This window comes from Caulobacter sp. Root1472 (assembly GCF_001426985.1).
Classification (GTDB): domain Bacteria; phylum Pseudomonadota; class Alphaproteobacteria; order Caulobacterales; family Caulobacteraceae; genus Caulobacter; species Caulobacter rhizosphaerae.
Genome location: NZ_LMFX01000015.1, coordinates 136,275 through 156,742 on the forward strand (window position 1 = coordinate 136,275; position 20,468 = coordinate 156,742).

At 69.3% G+C, this 20,468-nt stretch carries 14 protein-coding genes; 6 read left to right on the forward strand and 8 right to left on the reverse strand.

The genetic code is table 11. The features are described from left to right. Positions 1 to 36: 36 nt before the first annotated feature. From ASD47_RS12540 to ASD47_RS12565, 6 genes are all read right to left on the reverse strand, one after another. Entirely contained in the window at positions 37 to 1,278 is a 1,242-nt protein-coding gene (locus ASD47_RS12540) for a polysaccharide lyase family 1 protein (protein WP_156402225.1), read from the reverse strand. Between the two features lie 14 nt (positions 1,279 to 1,292). Beyond that, complete coding sequence (locus tag ASD47_RS12545) at positions 1,293 to 4,415, reverse strand: sugar-binding domain-containing protein (protein WP_200945258.1); 3,123 nt, start codon at positions 4,413 to 4,415, stop codon at positions 1,293 to 1,295. Positions 4,416 to 4,464: 49 nt separating this feature from the next. Next, positions 4,465 to 5,424, reverse strand: a complete 960-nt coding sequence (locus ASD47_RS12550; protein WP_235525868.1) for a pectinesterase family protein — start codon at positions 5,422 to 5,424, stop codon at positions 4,465 to 4,467. 2 nt (positions 5,425 to 5,426) lie between these two features. Beyond that, positions 5,427 to 7,775, reverse strand: coding sequence for a glycoside hydrolase N-terminal domain-containing protein (locus ASD47_RS12555; RefSeq protein WP_056756733.1), 2,349 nt, complete (start codon positions 7,773 to 7,775; stop codon positions 5,427 to 5,429). A 24-nt stretch (positions 7,776 to 7,799) separates the two neighbouring features. Continuing rightward, the gene (locus ASD47_RS12560) at positions 7,800 to 8,675 is read right to left on the reverse strand and encodes a rhamnogalacturonan acetylesterase (RefSeq protein WP_056756736.1); all 876 of its coding nucleotides are present in this window, start codon (positions 8,673 to 8,675) and stop codon (positions 7,800 to 7,802) included. Positions 8,676 to 8,817: 142 nt separating this feature from the next. Beyond that, entirely contained in the window at positions 8,818 to 12,300 is a 3,483-nt protein-coding gene (locus ASD47_RS12565; protein WP_056756738.1) for a TonB-dependent receptor domain-containing protein, read from the reverse strand. Between the two features lie 308 nt (positions 12,301 to 12,608). On the opposite strand from ASD47_RS12565, the gene ASD47_RS12570 reads away from it, so the two are divergent. From ASD47_RS12570 to ASD47_RS12580, 3 genes are read left to right on the forward strand one after another with little or no spacing between them, the layout of a single operon-like run. Continuing rightward, entirely contained in the window at positions 12,609 to 13,238 is a 630-nt protein-coding gene (locus ASD47_RS12570; RefSeq protein ID WP_056756742.1) for a sigma-70 family RNA polymerase sigma factor, read from the forward strand. Next, positions 13,216 to 14,193, forward strand: coding sequence for a FecR domain-containing protein (locus ASD47_RS12575; RefSeq protein WP_056756743.1), 978 nt, complete (start codon positions 13,216 to 13,218; stop codon positions 14,191 to 14,193). Before ASD47_RS12570 ends, ASD47_RS12575 begins: the two co-directional genes overlap by 23 nt. Further along, the gene (locus ASD47_RS12580) at positions 14,183 to 17,296 is read left to right on the forward strand and encodes a TonB-dependent receptor (RefSeq protein ID WP_056756745.1); all 3,114 of its coding nucleotides are present in this window, start codon (positions 14,183 to 14,185) and stop codon (positions 17,294 to 17,296) included. The genes ASD47_RS12575 and ASD47_RS12580 overlap by 11 nt, the downstream gene beginning before the upstream one ends. Here the strand turns inward: ASD47_RS12580 and ASD47_RS12585 are convergent. Further along, positions 17,293 to 18,078 (reverse strand): IclR family transcriptional regulator, encoded by a 786-nt coding sequence (locus ASD47_RS12585; protein ID WP_056756746.1) that lies wholly within the window; start codon positions 18,076 to 18,078, stop codon positions 17,293 to 17,295. The genes ASD47_RS12580 and ASD47_RS12585 overlap by 4 nt on opposite strands. Positions 18,079 to 18,144: 66 nt before the next feature. Here ASD47_RS12585 and ASD47_RS12590 point away from each other — a divergent pair, with 66 nt between their 5' ends. After that, complete coding sequence (locus tag ASD47_RS12590) at positions 18,145 to 18,453, forward strand: hypothetical protein (protein ID WP_230983675.1); 309 nt, start codon at positions 18,145 to 18,147, stop codon at positions 18,451 to 18,453. A gap of 2 nt (positions 18,454 to 18,455) precedes the next feature. Next, positions 18,456 to 18,686: a hypothetical protein gene (locus ASD47_RS12595; protein ID WP_200945259.1), complete on the forward strand. Its 231-nt coding sequence runs from the start codon at positions 18,456 to 18,458 to the stop codon at positions 18,684 to 18,686. A gap of 94 nt (positions 18,687 to 18,780) precedes the next feature. On the opposite strand, the gene ASD47_RS12600 is transcribed toward ASD47_RS12595, so the two are convergent. Further along, entirely contained in the window at positions 18,781 to 19,506 is a 726-nt protein-coding gene (locus ASD47_RS12600) for a glutathione S-transferase family protein (protein ID WP_056756749.1), read from the reverse strand. Between the two features lie 120 nt (positions 19,507 to 19,626). Between ASD47_RS12600 and ASD47_RS12605 the strand changes: the two genes are divergently transcribed. Further along, positions 19,627 to 20,349, forward strand: coding sequence for a YafY family protein (locus ASD47_RS12605; protein ID WP_056756754.1), 723 nt, complete (start codon positions 19,627 to 19,629; stop codon positions 20,347 to 20,349). Positions 20,350 to 20,468: the final 119 nt, after the last annotated feature.

Below are 20,468 nucleotides of genomic sequence, written 5' to 3' on the forward strand. Positions count from 1 at the left end.
TCCGGAAGCTTCGCAGAGCCTGTCGGGGGCAAAACCCTATCGCGGATAGCCGCCGACCTCGTTTTCGTCATCGATCACCCGGCCGGTCCCGCGGCGCACGTCCTGGACGATGCGGCGGTCGACGGCGTCGCGGTCCCACGGCCGCGCGCCAGCGTTGGCCAGCACCCTGGCCTCGACGCGTCGCGCCTCGATGACCCTCAGGCCCTCGGGCCAGATCGGCGGCTTGTCAAGCAGCCGGATCTTCGGCAGGGGCTCGGTGGGCAGAACGCGGGTCGGCGGCATCTCACGGCCGTCGGCATAGGTCGCCTGGTTGTCGCGCGCATAAAGGTCCAGGTCGCCCTGCCCCTCGACGATCAGGAACGGCAGCCTCGGATCGGTCGAGGCCCCGCCCTTGACCACGTTGCCGACCAGGGCCAGGCGCCCGGTCCGCCAATCGTGGCCCACCCATTCAGAGGCGTTCAGCGCATAATGCATGGCCCGTGTGCCGGGGTCGTAGACCAGGTTATTGACCGACACGGCCTCGACCGCGCCCTTGAACAGCTGGTTGCGCTCGCGGTTGTGGGCGTAGAGGTTACCGACGATCAGCACCTGCGTGGCGTTGTCGTGGATCAGGCTGCCCTTGGAGTGCTCGCCCTTCACGTGGCTGGCGTTGGACAGGCCCTCGGCGACGATGTTGTTGCTGAAGGTGATCCGGTGCGAGGTCCCTTCCCGCCAGCCCTTGGGATCTTCGCCGCCGGTGAAACGCGGTCCCGAGACCGACAGGTTCTCGTCGGTGGCCCAGCTGATCGAGCAGTGGTCGACGATCACGTCATGGGCCTTCCAGCAGGTGATCCCGTCGACCTCCCAGCCGCTGCGTGGGGCCGCGCCGTCACGACCCGCCCGCACCCGCAGGTGGCGGACGATGACGTCGTGGGTCTCGATGGCCAAGCCGCCCCGGACCAGGGTCACGCCGGGCGAGCGCGCCGTCTCGCCGGCAATGGTCAGGAAGGGCTCGACAACCTTGATGCTGCGCCGACCCAGGTCGATGACGCCGGCCACGTCGAACACGACGGTGCGCGGGCCCTTGGCCCTGACCGCTTCGCGGAAAGATCCAGGCCCGTCGCCGGCCAGGGTGGTGACCCGAATGACCTGGCCGCCGTCGCCGCCGGGCGTGCCGCCGGCCCAGCCCAGGCGTTCGAACATCCGGGGCTTGGGCGCCGCGGCGGCCGCCCCGAAGGCCGGAAGGGCCAGGGCGCCGCCCAGCAGCATCGCCCGTCGCCCGATCCTGATTGCACCCATCACGTCAGCCTCCCTCAAGATCCGTGCGCCAGCCAGTCGACAGCGTTGGCCAGCCAGCGCTGCTGCAGGGGACCGGCCATGTCCGGCAGCCGGTGCACCAAAACCCGCATGCCGCCCCGGCGCGCGACGAAGCTGGCCGCGCCGTTCTTGCGGTCGTGGTCACGACTGTAGGCGGCGATCACCTCGAGGCCCTCACCATCGACGATCAGGCCGTTGGACGGCTGGCCCTCGACCTGGTGCAGGACGCTCAGGCCCCGGTCGACCGGCAGGCCGGCGAAGGTGGAATGGGCGCGCACATAGTTCCAGTTGCCCATCCAGGGCGCGCGCAGCCCGCCGACCTGCCCGGCGTAATCGAAGAGACCCAGCCCCGAAAGCTGCCGGGCCACGCCCTCGGCCAGACCGTCTTCCTGAACCATGGCCAGCAGCGGAACGCCCGCCTTGACCGCCGCCAGGACGTCGGGCGGCAGCTCGCCCAGGACGGCAACAGGCTTTTCGCCCTTCTTGGGCTGGGCCTCCAGGCCGGTCTGTTCGCCGACCAGCCGCCGGACGATCTCGTCGCTCTTCAGGCCGGAGGCGATGATCCCGTCGTAGCGGGCGTCCGACTTGAAGTCCTCAAGGACGACGCTCGGCGCGGCCGCCAGCTGGTCGCGCAGGCTGCGGGCGATTCCGGAGACGCCGAGGCGCACTGTCCTGGCCGACTTCGGCGCCGGTCCCGTCACCCAGATCTCGCGATCCGAGACGATGTCGCCGAGGGCGACGCGGATCCGGTTCAAGCCCTCGCGGCGCAGCGGCGGGCTGCGGACGCTCTCGGCCGCCAGATAGCTGAAGCGGTCCGGCGACTGGTCCGGAACCGGCCAGCGGCCCAGAGGCTCGACGCCGCCGTCCGGCCCGACCAGGCTCAAGACCAGTTCGCCCGTGACCGCCTTGCCCGTGTCGTTCAGCAGGTAGAGGTCCAGCTCCGCGCTGTCGCCGGCGCCATAGGCCAGGCCCCGGGGCTTGGCGATGGCCAGCACCGGCCGCAGGCTCTGGCTCAGCAGAGCCGGGTCGGCCTTGAAGCCGCGCAGGACATCGACGATCCCCGAATGGTTCTCGATCGCCGTGCTCTCCCAGCCGGAGATCGCGGCGACATCGACGGTGTCGCCGATCCGGATGTTCTCCAGATACTCGCGCCAGGCCTCGTAGGCCTTGCGACCGACCGACAGGAACAGGGCCTCGCTGGTCGGAAAGGCCTTCTGGAATCCCCAGCGCTCGAGATAGCCGTTGGTGGCCGCGACCACCGCCCTATGATCCTCCAGGTCATAGCTCTTGCCGCCCTTGGCCAGGATCTCGACCAGCATGGCCGCATGGTTGTCGGCGACGGCGCAGCCCTGCATCTCGCCGAACTCGACGATGAACGGCTTGCCGGTCTGGCGATGGATGTAGTCGTCCTTGCCCTTGTAGAAGCGGTCGTACCACTGGTCGCCGGCCCCCTGGTGGTTGACCCACCACCCGCCCCATTCCTCGGCGTCCGAGCGGTAATAGTGATCGTCATAGGGCAGGTACATGGCCTGGGCCGCGCCCCGCGCCACGAAGCCGTCGTTGAGGATCACCGTGCGGCTGGGGTCGAGGTCGTGGATCGCCTTCAGCACCGCCTGGACGTCGGGATTGGCCAGGTTGGCGCCGATCTCGTTCTGCAGGGTGTACTGCACCAGCGACGGATGCGAACGGAAGGCCCGGGCCATGGCCTTGCACTTCTCGACCATGAAGTCGCGGCTGAACACATCGGCGGGCGGCAGGGTCTCGCCAGGCTTGAGATCCTTGCCGATGGCGTGGCGGCCGCCGCCGGGCTCCATCACCCGCAGCAGACCCATCTCGTCCATCGCCGCGAACACCTCGGGCTTGCCGACGTTGCGGTGGAAGTGCAGCGCGTTGAGGCCCAGGGTCCGGGCCGAGCTCACCTCGCGCCGGGCCAGTTCCGGGGTCGGCCACAGGCCATTGAAGCCCCAATAGCCCCAGGAAATCGCCGAATACAGCCGCACCCGCCGCCCGTTCAGGCGCAGCAGGGCGTCGGTCCCCAGGCCCTCGGGGGCGAACCAGCGGAAGCCGAAGCGGACCTCGCGCGCGTCGACGGCGTCGCGGGCCTCGGCCCAGCGCAGCCGCAGGCGATGCAGGTTTGGGGTGTCGAGATCCCACAGCGCGGCGCCGGGCGCGTGGACGGCGAACCGCGCACGCAGGCGATGGTCGTCCAGCCGTTCCAGCGCTTCCAGCCTGATGTCGGCGACGACGGGCTGGCCGGTCTTGTCGTCGACCAGCGTCGCCGAGGCCTTGGCCTTCAAGCGGTCCAGCCCGTCCTCGGCCAGCGGCCGCTCAAGGGCGATCTCCATGAAGGCGATCACGCGGCGCGGGTCGGGCGTGTTCAGCGCCCAGGCGTCGTCGATACGGGCCGCCAGCGGATGGACGCTCAGGGTCAGGCCGCGATCCAGCCCGCCGAAGCCATGCGAGGCGAACAGCTTGGCCTTGCCCCACATCATGGTGGTGGAGTCGCGCCAGTCGAACCGGCCGCCCGGATTGGTGATGCGGATCGCCAGGCGGTTGGCCTGGCCGGGGCGCATCGCGGTCGTCAGGTCGCAGACGATCGGCAGCTCCGACATGATCGAATAGCCGACCAACTGCTCGTTCAGGAACACCTCGGCCCGCAGCCGCGCGCCGCGGATGTTCAGCATCACCCGCCTGCCCTTGGCGGCGGTGGGAATGTCGATGGTCTTCGACCACCACGACACGCCCTTGTAGGCGCCGTAGCGCGGCACGTCGTCGTCCTCGGCGTAGCGGTACTCGTCGGGGCCGTAGGGCCGCGTTCCGAACTTGCCCCAGCAATGCTGCTCGACCGTGGTCGGCAGGTCCACGCGCAGGGCCTCGGACGAGCCCAGGCTGGCCCAGCCACCGGTCGGCGGATTGACCGGCAGGGCGGCCAGGTCGAACCCGCCCGGCAGATGGATGGCGTCGTCCTTCCAGGCCGCGGCCTGGTCGATCCAGAGACTCCAGCCTTCGTCGGCGATGGCCAGCGGATCGGCCTCGGCGGCGGTGACCGGAACTGGCGCCAGGGCGGCCGCCACGCCCAGGCCGCCGGCGGCCAGGAAGCTTCGTCGGTCGAGGGGCATCGTCCGGCTCATCGGGCTTGGATTTCGGTCAGGACTTGAAACAGAAAGCTCACGGCCGCCATCCGTCCGGACCGGCCAGGAACTTGTCGCGGCTCCAGGCCTTGGCCGCGTCGGCGGTCAGTTGGCGGCTGCGTGGTTCGCGGGTCTTCGGGCTGGCCCCCTGCCCCGTCGAGGCGAACTCGGCATAGGTCGCCGTGCCCAGGGTGTCGGTTTTGCCCGGCGTCCATTCGCGCCAGCCTTCCGGATGCAAGGCCGCGTCGATGCGGGTGCGCAGGAAGACGACGGCGGCATAGGGTCGCCAGGCGCGGCCGAAATAGAGGCTTCCCACCTTCGGGTCGGCGGTGATCCGGCAGCGGTCGAAGACGTAGGCGCTGTCCTGATCGGGCCTGGCCTTGCTCTGGGCCGTGATCATCACCGTCTCGTGGGCGATCCCGTGGATGTGGCAGCGGTCGAAGAACGCCTTGGCGTCACCGAAGATGAAGTCGACATGGCCCTCGACGTAGCAGTCGCGGAAGTACTGCCGGCTGGGCGCGCCCTTCTTGCTGGCGGCATAGAGCGTGTCCTGGGCGCCCAGCAGGCGTACGCGCTCCAGCACGGCGCGGTCGGCGGTGATGGCCAGGGCCACGGCCTGGGACGGGCGGGCGTCTTTCAGGTGATAGTCGTTCTGGATGGTCAGGTTGCGCGCCCGGAAGCCGTCGCCCGACACGTTGAGCGAGGCCGACTTGAACGTGCCGCCGGCGGTGATCGCCCCGTCGCTCCAGACCAGCACCACGTCCTGCGGTCGCCTGCCCTTGCCGACCAGCCGGACGTTGGGCTTGGCGATCTCGAGCTTTTCGCGATATTCGCCGGGCGCCAGCTCCAGGGTCCCGCCGTCGGCCGGCAGGGCGTTGACGGCCGCCCGGACGCTGGCATAGGCGCCGCCCTTGCCCACCCGCAGCGTCGTAGCCCGGGCGTCCAGGCCGACCGCCAGCACGGCCAGCCCGCAGAGGAAGGCGATCAGACGGCTCACGCTCAGGCTTTCCGCAGGACGCCGTCGCGGGCCGTCAGGCGCACGCGCTGGCCCTTCCTGACGTCGAGATCGATCGCCGAGACGCCGTAGCGGACATGGTGGCGACCATCGGCGGCGGCGGTCAGCACCGCCGATTCCAGCTTGCCGCGCGCCCAGGTCACGTCGACGCCGACCGCGCCCCGGGCCCGCAGGCCCGTCAGACGCCCGGTCGGCCAGGCCGACGGCAGGGCCGGCAGCAGCAGGATCTGATCGTTGCGGCTCTGCAGGATCATCTCGGTCATGCCCGAGGTCCCGCCGAAATTGCCATCGATCTGGAACGGCGGGTGGGCGTCGAACATGTTGGGATAGGTCCGCTCGGGACCCAGCAGCAGCGACAGGATCCTGTGAGCGCGGTCGCCGTCGCCCAGGCGCGACCACAGGTTCAGTCGCCAGGCGATCGCCCAGCCGGTCGAGATGTCGCCCCGGGTGTTCAGCGACACCTTGGCCGCGCCGGCCAGCTTCGGCGTGGTGTCGATGGCGATCTGGTCGCTGGGGAAGACGCCGTACAGGTGCGAGACGTGGCGGTGGTGGATGTCGACCGCATCGGCGTCCCAGTCCTCCTGCCACTCCTGAAGCTGGCCGTCCTTGCCGATCTTGTAGGGGGCCAGCTTCTCCCGCGCGGCCGTCAGCTCGGCGGTGAAGTCGGCGTCGGTCCCCAGGATGGCGGCGGCCTTTATGCAGGACGTGAACAGGTCGCGGATGATCGCCTGGTCCATCGTCGGCCCGGCGACCAGGGACGATCCATGGCCGTGGCTGTTCTCCGGCGAGATCGACGGGTTGGTCACCAGCTTGCCCGACTTGGGATCGACCACCAGGGCGTCGAGGAAGAACAGCGCCGCGCCGCGCATCAGCGGATAGACCTCGGCCAGATAGGCGCGGTCGCGATTGTAGTCGTAGTGGTCCCACAGGTGCTTGCAGAGCCAGGCCCCGCCCGTTGGCCAAACTCCAAACTTGGCGCCGTCGATCGGGCCGCTGGCCCGCCACAGGTCGGTGTTGTGGTGAACGACCCAGCCGCGGGCGTCGTACATCACCTTGGCCGTCCGGGCGCCGGTGACGGAGAGGTCGCGGACCATGGCGATCAGCGGCTGGACGCACTCGGCCAGGCCTGTCGGCTCGGCCGGCCAGTAGTTCATCTCGGTATTGATATTGATCGTGTACTTGCCGCCCCAGGGCGGCGAGGTCTTGTCGTTCCAGACGCCCTGCAGATTGGCGGCCTGGCCGCCGGGACGGGAGCAGGCGATCAGCAGGTAACGGCCGTACTGGTAGTACAGGGCCGACAGGGCCGGGTCGTCGGTGGTCTGCGAGGCTTTGATCCGCTCGTCGGTCGGCTTCAGCGCCGCCGTGGTGGTTCCGAAGTCGGCCTCCACACGCCGGAACAGGGCCCGATGATCGGCCTGGTGGGTCGCCAGCAAAGCCGCCCACGGCTTGGCCGAGGCCTTGGCCAGCACCGCGCGGTTGATGGCGACGGGATCGCCGCCGACGTCGTCGAAGCGGCGGTAGCTGGTGGCGGCGGCAATCAGCAGCAGCACCTCGTCCGCGCCGGCGACCGACAGCGCCCCGTCCCTGGCGCTCAGGGCCCCGCCCCTGTTGATCACCTGGACGCGGCACTCGAACGTTAGTTGGGCGGGAATCCCCTGCTGGCTCTCGTTGGCCCCGGCCAGCACAAGGGTGTCGGCGCCTTCGACCCTGGAGACGGGCTTGGACTTCAGCGGGCAGTCGAAAGCCAGGTCGACCGAGATCGCCCGGCCCTTGTCGGCGCTCAGCCGCACGGCGATCACCCGATCCGGATAGCTGCCGATGACCTGACGCGTGTAACGGGTTCCGCCAACCGTAAAGCGGGTCGTGGCGATCGCCCCGTCCAGGTCGAGATCGCGGACATAGTCAGTCGCCTGGCCGTCGAGACCTGGAAAGGCCAGCTTCAGATCGCCGATGGTCTGGTACGCCATCTGCCGCTTGGGCGTGGCCATGAAGCGGGCGTCGGCCACCTCGGTGGCCTTGGCGTAGTCGCCAGCGTCAATCAGCGCCCGGATCTCCGGCAGAGCCTTCAGCGCCTCGGGATTGGCGGGGTCGTAGGGGCCGCCCGCCCATAGGGTGTCCTCGTTCAATTGCAGCCGCTCGGCCGCCACGCCGCCGAACACCATCGCGCCCATTCGCCCCGACCCGACCGGCAGGGCTTCCACCCATTCCTGCGCCGGCTGGCGGTACCAGAGCCGCAGGGGCGAGGCCGGTGCGGCGTTAGCCGGCTTGGACGCCAGGCCGCCAGTCGCGGCGCCGGCCGCCAGGGCCAGGGTGGTTCTACGGGTCAATCGCACGGCAAGGTCCTTGTGACGCGAAAACTAAGGGATCAGGAACCGGCGCAGCGCGGGGACGATCTTGGCGAGGTCGGCCGTGACCATGTTGGCGAAATAGTCCGCGCCCGTCTCGCCCAGGTGGGTGTAGTCGAACGACAGCTTGGCCTGGCCCATCGGCTCGACGGCGGCGTTGTTCTGACCGGTATTGGCGGGACCGGCGGAAGCGCCCCCGGCGTTGGCGGCGATGGTCGTGCCCGTGCAGGCCGCGGCCAGGACCTCGGGCGACGGCGGCTTCTGGGCGAAGCGCGTCGCCTCGGCCGCGCCCATGGCCTGGACGGCGGCGACGCTGTCGGCGTGCAGGTCGATCAACGGCGCGCCGGTCTCGGCGGCGACCTTGCGGGTCGCCTCGGCCCAAGGGGCCAGGTCGTCGATCAGCTTGCCGTCCTTGAACTGGCGGCGGGTCAGGGGCGTGACCAGCACCGGCTTGCCCCCGGCGGCGCGGATCTCGTCGACATAGGCTTTCAGATTGGCCGGAAACTCGGTGGCCAGATCGGTCGAGCGGCCCGGCTTGCCGGGCTGGTCGTTGTGACCGAATTGGACCAGCACATACGTGTCGTTGAACCCGCCCGACTTGATCTCGCTCAGCGCCAGGGCCCACGACCCTTCCGTCCGGTAGTTGCCGCTGCTGCGACCGCCGCGGGCCAGGTTGATGCAGGCGGCGAACGAGGTCACGTGCTTGGCGCAGAAGCTGGGCCCCCAGCCGCCCTGCACGGCCGTCGTGGAGTCGCCGACCAGCACGATCTTGATCGCGTTGAAGTGCGGCGCCGGATCGGGAACCGGCGTCTGGGCCCGGGCGCCCGCGGCGGCGCTCAGGGCGCCGGCCGCCAGGCAGCCGGCGAACAGAAGGGCTTTGAAACGCATCCGTCGTCTCCGGACTCGGTCCTGAACAAAGGTGGCGGACGGCCGGGAAGGACGGCCATCCGCCGAAGTCACCGCGGGAGGCGGCTTGGCGACCGGCCGCGATCGGCCCGGCCCATGCCGGCCGACCGCAGGCCGAAACGGATCAGTACTTGTAGCGGACGCCGATCCGGTAGTTCGGACCCGTCCCGCCGTAGGACTGGACGACCGGATCGGCGTAAGCGAACCGTTCGGCCATTTCGTTGGTGATGTTCAGCGCCTCGAAGGTGATGCTGACCTGCTTGAGCGGCTGGTAGCGCATCGAGAAATCCACGTTGGTGGTCGACTTGGCGCCGCTGAACTCGTTGATCAGCGGGCTGTCGCAGGCCGAGCCATTGGCCTGAAGGCCCGGATCGCAGTTGCCCGCGCTGATGGGGTAGGTCGTGTAGTACCGGCTGCGATGGGCCACGGAGACCCGGGCGTTGAACTTGTCGGTCTCGTAATAGAGCGTGAAGTTCACCCCCTTCGGCGACGCCCCCAGCCACGGCCCCTGGCCATAGACCGGGGCCTTGGTGACCGCGCCCGTGGCGGCGTTCACCGAACCCGGATCGAGAATATAGGTCAGCTTGGTGTCCAGCTTGGTCATGTTGAACTGGACGCCCAGGTTCTTGAAGTACCAGGGCAGGAAGGTCAGGTCCTGCTGGTAGTTGAACTCCCAGCCCTGCAGGACTCCGCCGGGCGCGTCGCGGACCTGGCGGGCGAGAACCGGGTTGTCGGCGTCGATATAGGCGCGGCGGAAGACGTCGCCGCCGGTCGCGCCCGGGAACTGCGCCTTCAGCTGTTCGATCGCCGCCGGATCGAGGAAGGCCGACAGCGGCGCTTCGTAGAAGATCGTCTGCGGGTAAGAGGCGATGTCCTTGCGGAAATAGCCCAGGCTGATCAGGCCGCCCGGCGTGAAGTACCATTCGGCCGCGATGTCGTAGGCCTCGCCGCGGAACGGCGACAGCTTGGGATTGCCCACGGTCAGCGTCGCGCCGGTGCTGGATCCGTCGCTGGGGATGCTGATGCCGGTCACCGCCGGCGACAGGTTGCCCAGCAGCGGCCGGGCCATGACCTTGGCCGCCGCGGCCCGGACGTAGACGTTATGGAAGGCTTCGAAGGTCACATTGCCGGCCGGCAACGTATCGTCATAGCTGTTCTTGCCGTAGATCGCGCGGCCGGCGGTGGTTTCGCCCTGGGAGTCCACGGCCGTGTGGGCCTGACGGATTCCGACGTTGCCCGACAGCCGGCGACCGTCCAGGACGTCGTAGTTGAAGTTGAACTGGGCGTAGTAGGCCAGGTTCTCCTCGGTCACGCCAAACGACGTCGAACGGTTGCGCTTCCGGGTGATCCGGAAGTCGCCGTACTTGTTGATGCAGTTGCAGGTGAAGCCGAAGACGTTGTCGAAGGCTTCCAGGCTGGGCGCGAAGAAGCTGGTGGTCGTGCCCTTGGGAACCTCCAGGCCATCGCCGAACTCGACGACCTGGCCCAGCGAGGCGATGCTGACACCGGCCTCCTTCTCGGTCGGGTTCAGGAGGTCGCTATTGCGCTCGAACTGGTTGGTGGTGAACTTGAACCGGCGGCCGGTGCCGCCGAACTGGATCGTCCAGTGGTCGTCCACCTCGTAGGTGAAGTCCGCCTTCAGGCCCTTGTAGGTGTTGACCGTCTCGCGCTCGTAGTTGCGCATGGCCGAGAAGCCCTTGATGATCCCCCACTTGTTGGGATCGGCGGCGTTGAAGCCGGCGTCGAACCTGGGCATGCCCGTTGCGCCGCGCTCGTCGAAGATGAACGGCTCGGAGGCGTCCATGTAGTTGAACTCGACCAGGGTGCCCGTGTTCTTGTTCGTGGACTCCGATAGGCCGGCGCTGAACTGGCCTCTGAAGCGGTCGCTGAACTCGTGGGTCAGGTCCAGTGACACCTGGCGGAAGTCGGTGGTGTAGGCGCCGCGGTCGGCGGCCGAACGCCAGTCGACATTGCCCAGCTTCAGATATTCGGCGTTCTGGCCCACCACCTCGGCGTCGAGCAGCTTGACCGACGGACGGCCGATCAGGTCGCCGCGGAACGGCAGGCTCGCGCCCGGCCCGGCGTAACCGGGCGAGGCCGGGTTGGTGTAGTACTCGTACGGGTCCAGGTTGTTTGGATTGTAGCTGAACGTGTAGCCGCTGACCGGGGCGGTCCCGTTGAGCGACTGCCCGCAATCCTGGCCGGGGTTCAGCTCGGTTTCCTCGGCGAAGGTGCAGCTGCCGGGATAGAGCCCGCGACGCTGGGCCTCGGTCAGGGTCGAGCCGTTGCGGGCGGTCGCCGTGGGCACGTTGCCGCCGTAGGCGTAGCTGGCGTTGGTGTTGTTGCGGTTCAGGCCGACCGGCGACAGGCCGTAGTTGGTGGTCACGCTCTTGAAGCGCGAATAGAGCGCGTCGACGGTCAGGCGCGTGCGGTCGCTGATCTGGACCTGGAACGCGCCGGTCAGGCCCAGGCGCTCGGTGTCGACGTCCTTCTGGTTCAGCGTCGGCAGGGCCGGGAAGCGGATCAGCGAGTCGTTGCAGCCCGGGGTGGTCGGGGTCAGGGACGCCACCGGCTGGGCGGCCGTGGCGGCGCAGTTCGGATAGAGCTTGGCGTAGGCGGCCGGGTCGGAGCCCGTCATCTCGGCATAGGCGGCCGGATTGGCCATCGGGTTGTAGTAGTTGGCCGGATTGGCCTTGTAGGCGTCGAGCGCCGCGCCCGTCAGCGTGGTGGGGATCAGGGCGCGGAACACCGTGCCGGTCGGCGCGGCGAAGCCGGCGCGACCGGGCAGCTCGTCGCCGGTCCAGGTCGAGCCGCGATAGGTGTAGTCGGACGAGCCGGCGCCCCGGCCATAGTTGTCGTCCACCGACTTGCGCTTGGCGTAGGCGCCCGACAGCAGCAGGCCGACCTTGCCGTCGAACCAGCGGTCCGACGCCAGGACGGTCAGGCGCGGGCTGTGGGTCTTGCCGTTCTCGTAATAGGAATCCTCGGCCGAGGCGGCGAAGGCCGTCTTCTTGTAGTCGAACGGCTTGCCGGTGATCAGGTCCACCGTGGCGCCCAGCGAGCCCTCGTCGGCGTCGGCCGAGGACGACTTGCGCACCCGCACCGAGCTGAACAGCTCCGAGGCGAACGCGTTGAAGTCGAAGGCCCGCGAGCGGTTGGGGCTGGCGCCGGCGTCGTTGTTGGCGCCTGTGGACAGCGCCTCCATGTTGTTGATCCGCACCCGGCTGAAGTCGCCGCTCAGGCCGCGGACGCTGATCGTGCGGCCCTCGCCGTTGTCGCGGTCGATCGAGATGCCGGGCAGGCGTTGCAGGGATTCGGCGAGGTTCGAATCCGGGAAGTCGGCGATGTCCTCGGCGTTGATGGCGTCGAGCATGACGTCCGAGGTCTTCTTGGTCTCCATGGCGCTGCGCAGCGAGGCGCGATAGCCGGTGACGACGACTTCCTCGACGACGTCAGGTCCACTGACCGTCGCCACGGCGGCGTCCTGGGCGTGGGCGGCCCCCACCGCCAGACCCATCGAAAACGTGGCTGTGAGCGCGGCCGTCAGCGCCAGGCGCGACGAATTGCGCAGCAGGACGCAGTTGCGCGGATGCGTGGACGTGGTCATGGACTTTTCCTCCCCAGTCAGTCCCGGGCGGTTCGCGACCGCCTTTCTCCTTCCGGCCTTTTGTCACCGGTGTCATAAGGATAGACATGGCAAGAACGTCGAGAAAAGAGGAAAAGATAGCGGTATCATGGGAAAATATGAGAATATTTCTCCGCCAATTTGCGTAACCGGAAACGACGTTTTCGACCGATCGATCCGCACAAGAAAGTTCGCTCGCCCCCATTTTTTTCGCTTTCGGTTGATCGCCGGCTCGTTCCCTCCCATCGTCGCGCCCTCAAGAAAAAGACCGACGTGACTGGGGAGCACCGGTGTTCGAGGCGAAGACGCCCAAGCTTCGAATCGTCAGGCCAAGCGTCGGCGCGGATCGCGACGGAAGGGATCGGTGGCGTGACCGCCCGTCCTATTCAGCGACCTACGCCCGCGAATGGCGTGACGTGTGCGCCTTCCTGCGTGCGCGGTTCGGACCCGGACCGCCCGACCCCGAGGACGTCGCCCAGCAGGCCTTCTTCAAGCTGGGCGAACTGCAAGGCGCCGAGCGGATCGAAAGCCCCCGGGCCTTCGTGTTCCGCGTGGCGATCAACCTGATGCTGGACGAGCGCCGCAGCCAGGCGCGCGTCAGCCGCACCCTGGACGCTTCGGCGCCGCTGCTGGCGATCGACAGCGAGGAGACGCCCGACCTGGAGCGCAGCCTGATCGCCAAGCAACAGATGGGTCTGCTGGAGAAGGTCGTTCAGGGCCTGCCCGACCGGCATCGCCAGTACCTGCTGGCCAACCGGCTGGAGGGCCAGAGCTTCGTGGCGATCGCCGAGCGCTTCGGCGTCTCGCAATCTCTGGTGCGTAAGACCGTCGAGGAGGCGCTGGCCGTCTGCCAGCGCGCCCTGATCCATGGAACCGCCGATTATCGAGGACTGTCGCGTGAACGAAGCCGTCGATCCTGACTCGCCGATCGGCCAGACCGCCCGCGCCTGGGCCCTGGCGGTGGTGGGCGAGGACTTCCCGCCTGAGCGCTCGCGGCAGTTCGGCGCCTGGCTGGACGCCGACCCGCAGCATCGCCGCGCCTATGAGCAGGCCGAGGCGGTCGTCATGATGCTGGGCCATCTGCCGACCTCAACCGCGATCGAACCCGCCCGGCGCCCGGCGGCGCGGTGGCGCGCCCCGGCCCTGGTCGCCGCCGGCGGCCTGCTGGCCGCCTGCCTGGCCCTGGTCGTCGCCCTGCCCGGCCCGGCCTACGAGACGCCGTCGGGCCAGAGCCGTCAGGTCGCGCTGGGCGATGGCAGCCAGGTCACCCTCGCCCCGGGCTCTCGCCTGCGCGCCGCCTCGCGCTGGCGACCTCGGGCCTTGTCCCTGGACCGCGGCGAGGCCTTCTTCGTCGTCGCCCATCAGGGCGGACAGCCGTTCACGGTCCAGGCCGGCGACGCCTTGGTCCGCGTGGTCGGCACGCGCTTCAACGTTCATCGCGGCGCCGGCCGCACGGTGCGGGTCGAGGTCGAGCAGGGCGTGGTCCAGGTTTCGGACCGTCCGGACGCCCAGGACCGGGCGGTCACGCTGCGCGCCGGCCAGACGGTGGTCGCCGATGGTCCCACTTTGGCCGTGGGCGCGCTGGACCAAGCGAACTTGGCGGGCGGCTGGCGGCAAGGCCGCCTGGCCTATGACGATGCGCCCCTGGCCGAGGTGGTGGCCGACCTCAATCGCTACAGCCAGCGGCCGTTGGCGATCGGATCGCCCGCCACGGGCCGGCTCAAGGTCACCGCCGCCTTCGACGTCGCCCAGGTCGAGCGCTTCGTCGCCGAACTGCCGCGCGTTCTGCCCGTTCGCCTGACCTCGGACGGCCGCGGCGGCCGGATCCTGGTCGCCGCCGATCCGAAACGGGCGCCGGAGCCCCGTGCCCCGTGAGGTCCGCGCCGCCGGGCGCGGTCGCCGGCTGACGTGCGTCGCCGCGATGCTGGCCCTGGCTGTCGCGCCGACCGCCGCCCGGGCGGCCGCGACACGGTCCGTCGACCTTCCCGCCCAGCCGCTGTCGACAGCCCTGCTGGCGCTGTCACGACAAACCGGGACGATCATCATCGCACCGGCCGCCCTGGTGCGGGGCCGCGCCGCGCCGGCCGTACGGGGTCGCCTGGAGCCGGCCGAGGCGGTGCGACGCCTCCTGCGCGGCTCGGGCCTGGACCTGTCGGTCAGCGCCGACGGGGTCATCAGCATCAGACCCGCCCCTCCGCCGCCCGCGATCGCCCCTTCCCGCCGCCGCCTCCTGCCGCCGGAGGACAGCGAACCCGCCGCCCTGAGCACGGTTCTGGTCGTCGCGCGCGATCTGGGAAGCGAGGCCCTGCGCATAAAGCGCCTGTCGGCCCAGACCAGCGACATCCTGCTGGGCGACGATCTGCGCGGCCTGGCCGATCCAAACCTGGGCGGCGCCATGCAGTCGCTGCCCGGCGTGGCGGTCACCAACGACGGCGGCGAGGGTCGCCAGGTCAGCGTGCGCGGGCTGAGCAGCGAGTTCACTCGCGTGCGCATCAACGGCATGGAGACCTTGGCCACGTTCGGCGGAACGAACGCCGGCGGCGGCACCAATCGCGGCCGGGCCTTCGATTTCAACGTCTTCGCCGCCGACCTCTTCAACCAGATCCGGGTGCGCAAGACGCCGTCGGCGGATGTCGACGAAGGTTCGCTGGGCGCGACCGTCGACCTGCAGACCCGCTCGCCCCTCGACGGTCCACGCTCCAGGGTCCAGCTCACCGTCGAGGGCGCCTACAACTTCGGCGCCGACAAGGCGGCTCCGCGCCTTTCAGCCATCGTCTCCCGCCGCAGTCGAGATGACCGGTTCGGAATCCTGGTCTCGGCCGCCTATAGCAAGCGCGCGGTCGAGGACGTCGGCGCCAACGCCGGACAGTGGCAGGCCGGCGACACCGTCTATCCGGGCTTTGGAAGCACGGCGGCCGGCGCGCCGGACCTGGCCGCGCTGAACGCCGCCCTGCACCCGCGCATCCCCCGGCTGGAAATCTTCCGGATCGAACAGGAGCGGCTGGGCCTGACCGGCAGCCTGCAGTGGCGACCGTCCGGCCGCACTCAGGTCGACCTGGACGTGCTTTATGCCGAGCTGTCGTCGGAACGGCGGGAGGACCTGCTGGAAACCTTCACGCTGCGCACGGCGGGGTCCTGCCGCACGCCGCTGAATGCCGACTGCGGGATCGCCGCCGTCAAGGTCCGGGACGCCACGATCATAACCCCGCGCCCGGGCCTGCCGGTGCTGATCGCCGGCGCGTTCGACAATGTCGACGTTCGCGCCGAGTCGCGGCTCGACCGGCTGAAGACCATCTTTCGCCAGACCACCCTGTCGGTCAGCCACCGCCTGTCGGACCGGCTGATCCTGAACGCCCTCGCGGGCTACAGCCGCTCCGATTTCGGCAATCCGCTGCAGGCCACCGTCCAGCTGGACCAGTACGACGTTCAAGGTTTCGCCTACGATTTTGGCGACCACCGACGGCCGCTGATCGACTTCGGCTCGGCCGACCTGACGACGCCGGCGAATTGGAGCCTGGCCGAGCTGCGATCCGAGCCCAACTGGGTCGACAACAGCTTCAAGACCGTCGGCGTCGATCTGGAATGGGCCCTTCACGACGGCCTGACCCTGCGGGGCGGACTGCAGCACAAGGCCTACAACACCGAAGCGACGGCGCTGTCGCGGTCGAACGGCACGATCGCCAACCTCAACGCCGACATCCCGGCCGCCCTCGCGGCGATCCCGCCGTCGACCTACCTGCGGCAAGTCTGGTCGAACCGCTTCGCGACCGCGACCGGTACGCCGGACGCTTGGCTGGCGCCGGATGTCGCCAGCGCCTTCGCCCGCTTCCAGGCCGCCTGCGCGTCCAGCGCCTGCGGGTCGCTGGCGCTAGGGCCCGAACCGCTGCTGGGTCTCAACTACGGCGTGGAGGAGCAAGACAGCTCCGCCTATCTGCAGGCCGCCTTCGCCGTTCACGGGCCCTGGTCGCCGCGCGGCGACCTGGGCCTGCGCTACGCCCGTACCGGCCAGGTGTCCCAGGGGTTCACCCTCGACATGGACGCGCCCGGCTCGGTGACGCCTGTCTCGGCCAGGCGGGCCTATGACGACCTGCTGCCGTCATTCAACCTGACGCTCGAGCCACGCGACGACCTGCTGCTGCGGTTCGCCGCCGCGCGGGCGATGGCGCGGCCTGACCTGCGCAGCCTGCGCCCCGGCGTTACGGTCTCGACAGGCGGCCTGCGCTCGGCCTCAGCCGGCGATCCATTCCTGCGCCCGACCCGGGCCGACACCCTGGACACCGCCGTCGAATGGTATTTCGCGCCCAGCTCGATCCTATCGGTCGCCGTCTTCCACAAGACCATCCGGTCCAACGCTCTCACCGTCACCACCACGCCCACGGTGTTCGCCGACAATCCGTTCGGCCTGCCCGACAGCGTGGCGGCGACGGCCTGCGGACGGCTGCCCGGCTGCGCGCCGGAGCTGCCGATCTGGCAGTTCCTGACCCGGACCGATCGCGGCGGCGGCCACCTGGACGGCGTGGAGCTGGCGCTGCAGGCCCCGCTCGATCGGGCCGCTCCGGCCCTGCGCGGCTGGAGCGTTCGCGCGGGCCTGACCTACACCCGCTCGCGGATGCGCTTCCAGGATCTCGCCGGCGCGCCGTTCGTCGCCCATGACAGCCTGGGCTCGCCCCGCTTGGTGGGGACGATCACCACCGCCTATCGCCGCGGCGGCCTGGACCTGCGCGCGACCCTGTCCCACCGCGGCCGCTACCTGACCGCCATACCGGCCTCCACGGGCGCCAATGTCGATGGGGTCAATGGCTATACCAGCCTGGACGTGTCAGCCCGCTACCAGGTGGCGCCGGGCTGGTGGCTGACGGCGGCCGGCGGAAACCTGCTGAACGCGGCCCAGCGCCAGTTCTCCGACACCAGCGGCCTGGCCAACTACCAGCACCATACCGGCCGCGAGATCCGGGTGGGGCTGGAGATGCGGTACTAACGCCCGAGGTTCAGGCGCGCGGGGTTGAAGCCCAGGGCGGCGCCGATCTCCAGGGCGGCGGCCTTGACCCGCGGCGTCAGCTCGACCATCCGCGCCTCGTCCATGTATTGCGGTACGCTGGACAGGCTGACGGCGGCGACGATCGCGCCGCTGGCGTCGCGGATCGGGGCGGCGATGCAGCGGATGCTGTCGAGGCCGTCGTCCAGGTGCAGCGCATGGCCGACCTGGCGCGCCGTCTCCATTTCACGGAAGAAGCTCACCGCCGCTGGCGACTGCGGATCGTCGGCGAAGAGCTGCGACCAGCGCTCGGGCGGCGCGTCGATCAGCAAGGCCCGGCCCAGGGCCGTGTCGCGGATGCGGTTGCGGTCGCCGACGCGGTGGCGGACCTCCAGCCGGCGCCGGCCCGGCGCCTGGCCCACATAGAGGACGTCGTCGCCGGTGATCGTGCCCAGGTTGGTGGCGTCCTGGGTCTCGGCCGAAAGCGCGGCCAGCACGGGCCTGGCGACGTCCGCCAACCCCAGCCGCTCGCGGGCCTGGTGTCCCAGTTGCACCAGCCGCCCGCCCAGGCGGTAGTCGCGCCCCACCGACGACAGCAGGCCGCGATCGACCAGGGCCGAGGCCAGGCGGTGGGTGGTGCTGCGGGTCAGGCCGACACGCGCCTCGAACGCCTTGAGGCTATGGGCCCCCTCGGCGACGGCCTCCAGGATGTCCAGGGCCCGATGCAGGGTCTGGCTGGCGCGGTCCGAGGCGGCGGAGGCTTGAGGCGCTTCTGTATCTGACAAGAGGGTATCCTATCCCGAACACGCTCCTAGATAGCACCGGAACACTGATTCCGAAGATGCCGGTGGATGATCCAGGCCGAAATGTTCGAGCCGCCCGGCAAGCTGGGCGCTGGGAACACCCGCTCTTCCGAGCGGTTTGAAAAGGGCAGACAATGGAGGAAGCCAATGTCCAAAGCCCCGCCCATTCCGTCCGAGCAACGCGCCTTCAAGGGCCAGAAGCCGGCCATCGAAGGCGCCACCAACGGCCGCCGGGATGAAAAGACCGGATTGCAGTCCAACGAACCCGGCGACGGCGACGTCAATCTCGCCGAGCAGGGCCGTCAGGGAAACATCCGCCAGAACACCACCCATCCCGGCTATCAACAGGACCGCTGACCATGCCTGACAAGAATCCCGCCGCCGACCGCTGGGGTGGTCCCGGCTCGAGTCACGAAAACGCCAAGCAGCCGCGCCCCGACCCGACCGTCAAGGATCCGGACGATCCCGATCGCTACAGCCGCCACAGCAAGGTCTCCGGCGGCGGCGGCGAAACGGACGTCCACCACGCTCACGACGCCGACCGCAAGGACGACTTCGAGGCCAACGACGCCCAGAAGAAGAAACACTGAGCATAGGCGCACCGCCGGGGACACGCGCGCACGAAGACTTCGACCGGATGATCGTTGGCCTTGCCTGGAGCGCGTGTCCCCGGCAGCAGCCAGGCTAGGCCGCCGCGCGCACTTCCGGCGCGAACTCCGGATAGTATCCCGCCATCATCCGCTCGGCGTAGCCGACCAGGTTGGGCAGGCCTTCGGCGCGGCGACGCAGGGGCGACTCGAAGAACGGCGTCAGGATCTGGGCCAGCATGGCGAAGGTGATGGCGTCGACGCTGGTGGGCCGGTGGCCCATCATGAACGACTTGTCGCCCAGCATCTCCGACAGCGCCGTCAGCGACCACGCCCCCAACTCCAGGATCTCGTCGGGCGAGTGGCGGCCGATGCCGATCGACTTGAGGCTGGCCTGGACGGTGTCCAGCAGGCCGTCGATCGCCTTGGCCTTCGCCTCGCCCGGCATGCCGTCGAACCAGCGGGCCGGGCCCTTGGCGAAGTTGTCGTCGTCGAAGAACCGGAAATGGCAGCTGGCCCAGCCCAGGTGGTTCTCGACCATCCGCTCGATCGCCCACGCCTGGCCGCGCTGGGCCTTGCTGAGGCCGGCGTCCAGGTCGACGCCGTAGCTGCGCTCAATATAGGCGCGGATGAAGGTGGAGTCGGCCACCTTGACGCCGTCGTCGTCGATCCACGGCAGCTGGCCCTTGGGCGAGGTCTCCGGGTGGGCCGGAACCTTCTGGTACCAGAGGCCCGCCATCTTCAGGTGGATCTCGGTCTTGGTCACATAGGGGCTGCCTTCGGGGAGGCCGAAGGCGGGTCCGGCGGCGTAAAGCGTGATCATGGTGGTCTCTCCCTGCTGAGCCGCCTTCGACGTCCGTCCAGACTTCGTGTTGCGACAATCGGACGCTACCGCCATCCTGCTGCCAGCATGCTGTCAGCATCGGTCGAGCAGAGTGGCCTCATGAGACGCGCCGAACGCCTTTTCCAGATCATCCAGATCCTCCGCCGCAGCCGCCAGCCGGTGACGGCCGACGCCATGGCGGCCGAACTGGAGACCTCCAAACGCAGCGTTTATCGCGATATCGCCGCCTTGATCGGCCAGAGGGCGCCCATCCGCGGCGAGGCGGGCGTCGGCTATGTGCTGGAGGCCGGATACGACATGCCGCCCCTGATGCTGACACCCGACGAGATCGAGGCCGCCGTGCTGGGGGCCCAGTGGGTCGCCGGCCGCGGCGACCCGGTGCTCGCCACCGCCGCCAACGACCTGATCGCCAAGATCGCCGCCGCCGTCCCCGAACAACTGCGCCCCTATGTGCTGACCCCCGCCACGGGGACCGGCATGAACTGGAAGGCCCTGCCCGACGGCATCGATATCGCCCAGACCCGGGCCTGGATCCACGCTGGCCGCAAGATCCGCCTGGATTATCGCGACGAGAAGGGCGCGGTCAGCCAGCGCGTCGTCTGGCCGGTGACCGTGGGCTATCTAGAGACCGTGCGCCTGCTGATCGCCTGGTGCGAGCTGCGCAACGACTTCCGCAACTTCCGCACCGATCGCATTGAGGGCGCCGAGTTCCTCGACGAACGCCACGGCCAGCGGCCGGGCGTGCTGCGGGCGCGCTGGCAGAGGGCGCTGGAGGAGGAACGCAAGCGCTGGGCGGCGAAGGACCGGAACTGCGGGCCGTAGGATACGAATGTCCGCCCACCACCCTGAGCGATGGGGTGGACGCCCCCCGACGGCATCGATGTGCCAAAGTGGAGGTGTTGAGAACACCACTGCAAAGGAGGCGTCCGTGGAAGAAGTTA